2 protein-coding genes are annotated in these 3,137 nt (G+C 74.5%); both read left to right on the top strand.

Going from position 1 to position 3,137, the window contains the following annotated elements; all coding sequences use genetic code 11:
• On the top strand, positions 1 to 1,240 hold a 1,240-nt coding region (locus AXW62_RS39210), incomplete at its 5' end, for a KR domain-containing protein (RefSeq protein ID WP_159061105.1).
• A gap of 34 nt (positions 1,241 to 1,274) precedes the next feature.
• A partial coding sequence (locus AXW62_RS39205) for a type I polyketide synthase (protein ID WP_159061104.1) occupies positions 1,275 to 3,137 on the top strand: 1,863 nt, incomplete at its 3' end.

Below are 3,137 nucleotides of genomic sequence, written 5' to 3'. Positions count from 1 at the left end.
GGTCAGCCGTACCGGCCCCGACGCGCCCGGGGCACAGGAGCTGACGGCCCGCCTCGCGGACCTGGGGGCCCACATACGCGTCGTGGCGGCCGACGTCACCGACGGCGCCGCGGTGCACGGCCTCGTCGCGGGCGTCGACCCGGACCACCCCCTGACCGGTGTCGTCCACGCGGCGGGTGTGCTGGACGACGCGGTGGTCACCTCGCAGACCCCGGAACGACTGGCACGCGTGTGGGGGCCCAAGGCCACGGCCGCGGCCCACCTCCACGCCGCCACCGCGCATCTGCGGCTGGGCATGTTCGTGATGTTCTCCTCGGCCGCGGGGGTGATGGGCAGCCCGGCACAGGCCAACTACGCCGCCGCCAACGCGTATTGCGACGCGTTGGCCACTCACCGCCAGGCCATGGGCCTCCCGGCGGTCTCGGTGGCCTGGGGCCTGTGGGCCGACGCCAGCGGGATGACCGGACACCTGGCCGAGGCCGATCTGGCGCGGATGTCCCGCTCCGGCATCGCCGCCATGTCCGCCGGACAGGCGCTGGGGCTGATGGACGCCGCCTGCTGGCACGGCGCCCCGCAGCCCGCAGCCGTCCGGCTCGACCTCCGGGCCCTGGCCGCTCGGCCCGCGGACACCCTGCCCGCCCTGCTGCGCACGCTCCTCGACGGCGGCCCGGCTCCCCGCCGTACCGCCGCCACCGGGGCGTCCGCCGCCGGTCTGGTCGCCCGGCTCGCGGCGCTGACCGCGGAGGAACAGCACCGGACGCTGCTCACGCTGGTGCGCGCCCAGGCCGCCGCGGTGCTGGGCCACACCGGCGTCGACGCGGTACCGGACGACATCCCCTTCAAGGACATCGGCTTCGACTCGCTGACCGGAGTCGAACTGCGCAACCGGCTCGCCGCCGCCACCGGACTGCGGCTGCCCGCCACTGTCGTCTTCAGGCATCCGACGCCCTCGGCCATCGCCGCCGAACTGCGCGGGAAGCTGTGCCCGGCGCAGGCGGCCACGGCGGCGCCGGTCTTCGGTGAACTGGCGAGGCTGGAGGCCGAGGTGGCGCGGCTCGCCCCCGACGACGGGGCCCGCGACCGGCTGGCGAAGCGCCTGGAGACGCTGCTGTGGCGGCTGAACGACGGCACACCGGCCGAGGACCCCGGCCGGCACCACCCCACCGTGGACAACGGCGCACTCGACTCCGCGTCGGATGACGAGTTGTTCGCGTTCATCGACCGGGAACTGCCCTCTTGACCGGGAACTGCCCTCTTGACCTGAGTGAGGACTGATGTCGGGTACGGAAGACAAACTCCGCCAGTATCTGAAGCGGGTCACGGTGGACCTGGGGCAGGCCCGTGAGCGGCTGCGCGAGATGGCGGAGCGGGCCCAGGAGCCGGTGGCCATCGTGAGCATGGCCTGCCGCTACCCCGGTGGTGTCGGCTGCCCCGAGGAGCTGTGGGAGCTGGTGTCCTCCGGCGGGGACGGCATCACCGCGTTCCCCACCGACCGCGGCTGGGATCTGGAAGGGCTCTACCACCCGGACCCCGACCACCCCGGCACCAGCTACGTCCGGCACGGCGGATTCCTGGACGGCGCCGACCGCTTCGACGCGGAGTTCTTCGGGATCAGCCCGCGTGAGGCGCTGGCGATGGATCCGCAGCAGCGGCTGCTGCTGGAGGTGTCCTGGGAACTGTTCGAACGGGCAGGTGTCGACCCGCTGACGGTGAAGGGCAGCCGGACCGGTGTGTACGCGGGGGTGTCCAGCCAGGACTACCTGTCCCGGATGCCCCGGGTCCCCGAGGGCTTCGAGGGCTATGCCACGACCGGCGGTCTCACCAGCGTGGTCTCCGGCCGGGTGGCGTACACCTTCGGTCTCGAGGGGCCGGCGGTGACGGTGGACACGGCCTGCTCCTCGTCGCTGGTGGCGATGCACCTGGCGAGCCAGGCACTGCGGCAGGGCGAATGCGATCTGGCGCTGGCGGGCGGGGTCACCGCGCTCACCACACCGACCGCCTTCGCCGAGTTCTCCCGGCAGCGCGGACTGGCCCCGGACGGGCGCTGCAAGTCCTTCGCGGCGGCAGCGGACGGCACCGGTTTCTCCGAGGGCGTCGGACTGGTGCTGCTGGAGCGGCTGTCGGACGCGCGGCGCAACGGCCACCGGGTGCTCGCGCTGATCCGGGGCTCGGCCGTCAACCAGGACGGCGCCTCCAACGGACTGACCGCGCCCAACGACGTAGCGCAGGAGCGGGTGATCCGCCAGGCGCTGGCCGCCGCACGCCTCGCCCCCGACCAGGTCGACGCGGTGGAGGCGCACGGCACCGGCACCTCCCTCGGCGACCCGATCGAGGCGCAGGCGCTGCTGGCCACCTACGGCCAGGGCAGGGCGGAGGACCGGCCGCTGTGGCTGGGGTCGCTCAAGTCGAACATCGGCCACGCCCAGGCGGCCGCCGGTGTGGCCGGGGTGATCAAGATGGTGATGGCGCTCCGGCACGAGACACTGCCGGTCACCCTGCACATCGACGAGCCGACCCCGCATGTGGAGTGGGAGGGCGGCGGGGTGCGGCTGCTGACCGAACCGGTGGCCTGGCCCCGTGGCGAACGTCCGCGCCGGGCCGGGGTGTCCTCCTTCGGGATCAGCGGCACCAACGCCCATCTGATCCTGGAGCAGGCGCCCGAGCCGGGCCCCCCGGCCGAGTCCGCCGGGCCCCCCGCCTCCGTCCCCGCTTCCGCCGCCCAGGTGCCGGGGACGGTGGTGCCGTGGGTGATCTCGGCACGGGGCAGTGAGGCGCTGTGCGGGCAGGCGGCGGCGTTGGCCGGGTGGGTGGCCGCCGGGCCCGTGGCTTCGCCGGAAGCGGTGGGCTGGTCGCTGGTGGCCAGCCGGTCGGTGTTCGATCACCGGGCGGTGGCCGTGGGCGAGACCCGTGAGGAGCTGACGGCGGCGGTGGAGGCACTGGCCGCGGGCGGCACCCACCCGGCCCTGGTCCACCCCGGCCGCGCCGCGACGGCCCAGGGCCCGGGGCCGGTACTGGTCTTCCCCGGCCAGGGCCCGCAATGGGCCGGAATGGGGGCCGCGCTGCTGGATGCCTCACCGGTGTTCGCGGCCCGGGTGGCGGAGTGTGAACAGGCCCTGGCACCCTACGTGGACTGGTCG

It is taken from the genome of Streptomyces hygroscopicus subsp. hygroscopicus (genome assembly GCF_001553455.1).
GTDB classification, from domain to species: Bacteria; Actinomycetota; Actinomycetes; order Streptomycetales; family Streptomycetaceae; genus Streptomyces; species Streptomyces hygroscopicus.
The sequence above is the reverse complement of the archived record's forward strand: the minus strand, read 5'-3'. Positions and strand labels throughout refer to the sequence as shown.